The sequence below is a fragment of the Oleiagrimonas sp. genome, from assembly GCF_027858935.1.
Taxonomy (GTDB): domain Bacteria; phylum Pseudomonadota; class Gammaproteobacteria; order Xanthomonadales; family Rhodanobacteraceae; genus Oleiagrimonas.
In genome coordinates, this window is record NZ_JAQIBU010000142.1 from 1 (window position 1) to 4241 (window position 4241).

The following is a 4241-nucleotide window of genomic DNA, read 5'->3' on the forward strand; positions in this document are numbered from 1 at the left end:
CTCCGGCTCGCCACGGTCGGCTTGGGCAGCTGTCCGGAGGCGGGGGTTTCGCGTTCAGTCATCGGCGTGCTTCCTGGCAACGGCTGCAGTATCCCAGATCAGGCGCGGATCGAAAGCCATGGAGGCCAGCATGGTAAGCACAACCACCACCGCGAAGTACACCACGCCGGGCCCCGGGTCCACGCGCGAAAGCTTCTGGAAATGCACCAGCGCGACCAGCAGGGTCACCACAAATACGTCCAGCATCGACCAGTATCCGATGTTCTCGATCAGGCGGAAAAGCCGAGCGCGCCCCAGGGTGCGCCAGTCCTTGCCCATTTGCACGCTGATCAGCAACACCAGCAGCGCGGCAAACTTCAGCAACGGCACCAGGATACTGGCCACGAAGACGATCACCGCCAGGTCCCATGAGCCATTGCGCCACAGCTCGACCACTCCGCTGAGAATGGTGTTGTCCTGACTGCTGAAAAGCGAGCCCGTGCGCATGATCGGCAACAGGTTGGCCGGCACATACAGGATCATCGCCGCCAGCAGCAAGGCCCAGGTCCGGGAAAGACTGTCGCGCTTGCGCCGGTGCAGGTGGGTTCCACAGCGCACACAGCAGATATCGCCGGCCGCATGCTGGCAAACCTGTCCGCAGCAATGGCATGCCACGATGTCCAGATCGGCAGCCGTCGCAACCGCTTCGGTAGTCATGCGCAACGCTCCCGCTGCAGCACCCACATGCGCCGCAGGTCGAATGAGGCCACCAGGGTCAACAGTACCGTAAGGGCCGCAAATGCCCAGATCCCCGGCTGCAGAATGATGTCGAAGATACTGCCCGCCTTGACCACGGCCACCAGCGTACCAAGCAGGAACACCTCGACCATGCTCCAGGGTCCGATCGCCGTCAGTATCCGCATGATGGGCACAAAACCCGGAGGCCTCCGGTGCAACCGCAGAAACCCGAGGATCCAGCCGAACAGAATCACCTGAAGCAGGGGAAAGAAGAACAGCATCAGCGCCACCAGCACTGCAACCAGCCCGGCGCCGTCGCTTGCCACCGCGAAAATGGCGCCCCACAAGGTAGCGGACCGATGGATCCCGTTGAGCCCCAGGGACACGATCGGCCAGGTGTTGGCAATGAAGAACATCACAGCGGCCGCCAGTGCCAGGGCAAACATGCTGTTCACGTCCAGCCACGGGCAGCGGTACAGCAGCGCCTGGCAGCGCACGCAGCGTGCCACCTCGCCGCGTGCCAGCTCATGGCGCCGGTGCACAGCATCGCAGTGCTCGCAGATCACAAGATTCGCAACTGAGGTGTCCATGGTGGATGATTATCCAACAACAACGTGGCCATGCCGAATGCATGGGCGCAAGCCGCATGCTGCCGTAGCCTTGATAAGGGCCTGGGCCGCCCCGAAAACAGCAATGACGTACCACCAACTTCCCTTGGAGCCTCCGTGAGCACCAGCCCGCATGTTTTTGATGTCAGCCAGGACACCTTCGAGGACGACGTCCTCAAGGCCTCCCTGGACACCCCCATCCTGATCGACTTCTGGGCCAGCTGGTGCGGTCCATGCAAGGCACTGGGACCGCTGCTGGAAAAACTGGCCGACGAGTACAACGGCGCCTTCCGCCTGGCCAAGGTCGACGTCGACGCCAATCAGGAACTGGCGGGGATGTTTGGCATACGCAGCATTCCAACCGTGGCTCTGCTCAAGGATGGCAAGCCCGTGGACGGCTTCGCCGGAGCCCTGCCGGAAGGCCAGTTGCGTGAGTTCCTGCAAAAGCACGTCGAACCGGCAACGACCCTTGAGCTCCCGGACCAGGAGCCCGCCGTCGAGGAAGCCGAGCCCAAGGAGACCGCTTCGGCGGCGGTGGAGCGGATCCGCAAGGCCATGGATGCGGATCCGGATGACGAGAGCCTCAAGCTCGACCTGGCCCTGGCCCAGTCACGCGCCGGCGATATCGCCGCGGCCCAGGCCGCACTGGATGCCCTGCCCGCCAACCTGGGCACCGACGCGCGCGCCGTGCGCCTGCGCGGCCGCCTCGATCTGGCACATGCACTCGACCAGGCCCCGGATGCGGATACCCTGCGCCAGCGCATCGCAGCCAATCCGGAGGACTGGTCCGCACGCGACCTGATCGGCGTGCGCCAGGTGCTGGGCGACGCGCCTTCGCAAGGTCTGGACCAGTTCCTGCACATCCTGCGCCACCAGCGCGACTGGAACGAAGGCCAGGCCCGCAAGCGTCTGCTCGCGGCCTTCCAGGTGCTGGACGACACTGCGCTGGTCGCGGACTATCGCCGGCGCATGGCTTCGGTGCTGTTCTGACGGCCTATCGCCCTCAGCGGGTGCTCAGTCCACCGGCGTGCACAGCGCGCCGATGGGCCTACAATGGGCCTTCCTGTTTCACAGAGACCCGGCCATGCGCCCGCTGCGTGTAAAACGCTACCTGCTGACCGGCCTGCTGACCTTCATCCCGCTGTGGGTGACGTGGCTGGTGTTCTCTTTCGTCCTCGGCCTGCTCGCCAGCATCGGAACCCCGCTGGTCAACGCGATCCTCGGAGGCGTGGGGCTGATTGCACCCCACCTGGCCGACGTGCTCAACGTCAAGTGGCTGCTGCCGGTGGTCGCGCTGCTGCTGACCATGGTGAGCCTGTATCTGCTTGGCTGGTTGACCAGTCGCGTGATCGGCCAGCGCCTGTTGGATGCGTTCGACAAGCTGCTGCAGCGCATCCCGCTGGTCCAGACCATCTACGGCGGCACCAAGAAGCTCATGAACGTGCTGCAGAAGCGTCCCGACAGCGTGCAGCGCGTGGTGCTGGTGGATTTTCCTCGGCAAGGCATGAAAGTGGTCGGCTTCGTGACCCGGACCATGCGCGAGGAGGGCTCGAACCGGGAGATGGCCGCAGTCTACATCCCGACCACGCCCAACCCCACCGGCGGCTATCTGGAGGTGGTGCCGGTGGATGAGCTGACCCCCACCGACTGGACCATGGACCAGGCCATGGCCTTCATCATTTCCGGCGGCGCCGTGGGCCCGGACCGCCTGCCGGGAGCAACCGCCCGCAAGGATCAACCATCACACACTGACCTGCCTTGAGGACATAACGGGACAGCATCAGACCCCTTACCTTCGACACTGTAGGTCTAAAGAAGTATGTCCTAGTGTCGAGCGCTGGAATTTTGCATTTCCGGTATCTCATCGTCATGACAAAGGTCGGCAATCCAGCTGGCCGGTCAGCAGTCGCCTTCAATTCACGGAGATCTATCAATGAACAAGCATGCGATCAAACCGCTTGCCCTGGCCCTTGGCCTGGCGCTGGCCGCTACCGCCTGCAGCCGCAGTGGGCAGGAAGCTCCGGCGAAATCCGCCGCATCCGCCGCATCGGCTTCATCGGCTGCATCGGCTGCATCCGCCAAGACCGCCAGCACAAGCGCAATGACGCCGGCCCACGCCTCCACCGCACCGATCTTCAACGTCGCCAACCTCGACACCAAGGTCAATGCCTGCACTGACCTGAATGCCTTCGTCAATGCAAAGTGGATCAAGGCCCATCCGATTCCGGCCGACCAGTCCTCGTGGGGCTCGTTCAATCTGTTGCATGAAAAGAGCCTGAAAGACCAGCACAATCTGGTCGAGACCGCCGAGAACAAGGCCGACAGCGCCAAGCCCGGCTCGATCGAGCAGAAAATCGGCTGGTTGTACCGCTCCGGCATGAACATGTCGGCTCGCAACAAGTTGGGCTTCAAACCCATCAAGCCTGAACTGGAATCGATCCAATCCATCCATTCACGCAAGGCCCTGCCGGAATGGCTGGACCAGTCATTTGCCAAAGGCAACAACTTTGTTTTCAGCTTCGGCTCCGGCGCTGATTTCAAGGATGCCAAAAAGCAGATCGGCTACACCTATCAGGGCGGCCTGGGCCTGCCCACCCCGGGGTATTACACCAACGCCAAGGACAAGAACATCCGCGATGCGTACGTCAAGTACATCGCCAAAATGTTCACCTTGACCGGAACTCCGGCCAAGCAAGCCGAGAAGAAGGCGCATGAGGTCATGGCCTTCGAGACCGAGCTGGCCAAGCACTCCATTTCGCGTGTGAAACTGCGCAATCCCGAGAATCAGTACCACTTTGTATCGGTGGCGGATGCGGACAAGGCCACGCCGCATTTCAGCTGGAAGCAGTTCTTCAAGGCCCAGGGCGTGACCGTCGACAAGGGCTTTTCGCTCTCGCAGCCCAAATTCTTCAAGGA

5 protein-coding genes are annotated in these 4241 nt (G+C 62.6%); 3 read left to right on the forward strand and 2 right to left on the reverse strand.

The features are described from left to right. Positions 1–54: 54 nt before the first annotated feature. Both PF446_RS05305 and PF446_RS05310 read right to left on the reverse strand, forming a co-directional pair. A complete protein-coding gene (locus PF446_RS05305) occupies positions 55–696 on the reverse strand; it encodes a paraquat-inducible protein A (protein WP_298070207.1) in 642 nt (213 codons plus the stop codon). After that, complete coding sequence (locus tag PF446_RS05310; RefSeq protein ID WP_298070208.1) at positions 693–1307, reverse strand: paraquat-inducible protein A; 615 nt, start codon at positions 1305–1307, stop codon at positions 693–695. The genes PF446_RS05305 and PF446_RS05310 overlap by 4 nt, the downstream gene beginning before the upstream one ends. Positions 1308–1442: 135 nt before the next feature. On the opposite strand from PF446_RS05310, the gene trxA reads away from it, so the two are divergent. From trxA to PF446_RS05325, 3 genes are all read left to right on the forward strand, one after another. Further along, positions 1443–2315, forward strand: coding sequence for a thioredoxin (gene trxA / locus PF446_RS05315; RefSeq protein ID WP_298070209.1), 873 nt, complete (start codon positions 1443–1445; stop codon positions 2313–2315). 94 nt (positions 2316–2409) lie between these two features. After that, entirely contained in the window at positions 2410–3087 is a 678-nt protein-coding gene (locus tag PF446_RS05320) for a DUF502 domain-containing protein (protein WP_298070210.1), read from the forward strand. Positions 3088–3258: 171 nt separating this feature from the next. Continuing rightward, the coding region (locus PF446_RS05325; RefSeq protein WP_298070211.1) for a M13 family metallopeptidase N-terminal domain-containing protein at positions 3259–4241 on the forward strand (983 nt) is incomplete at its 3' end.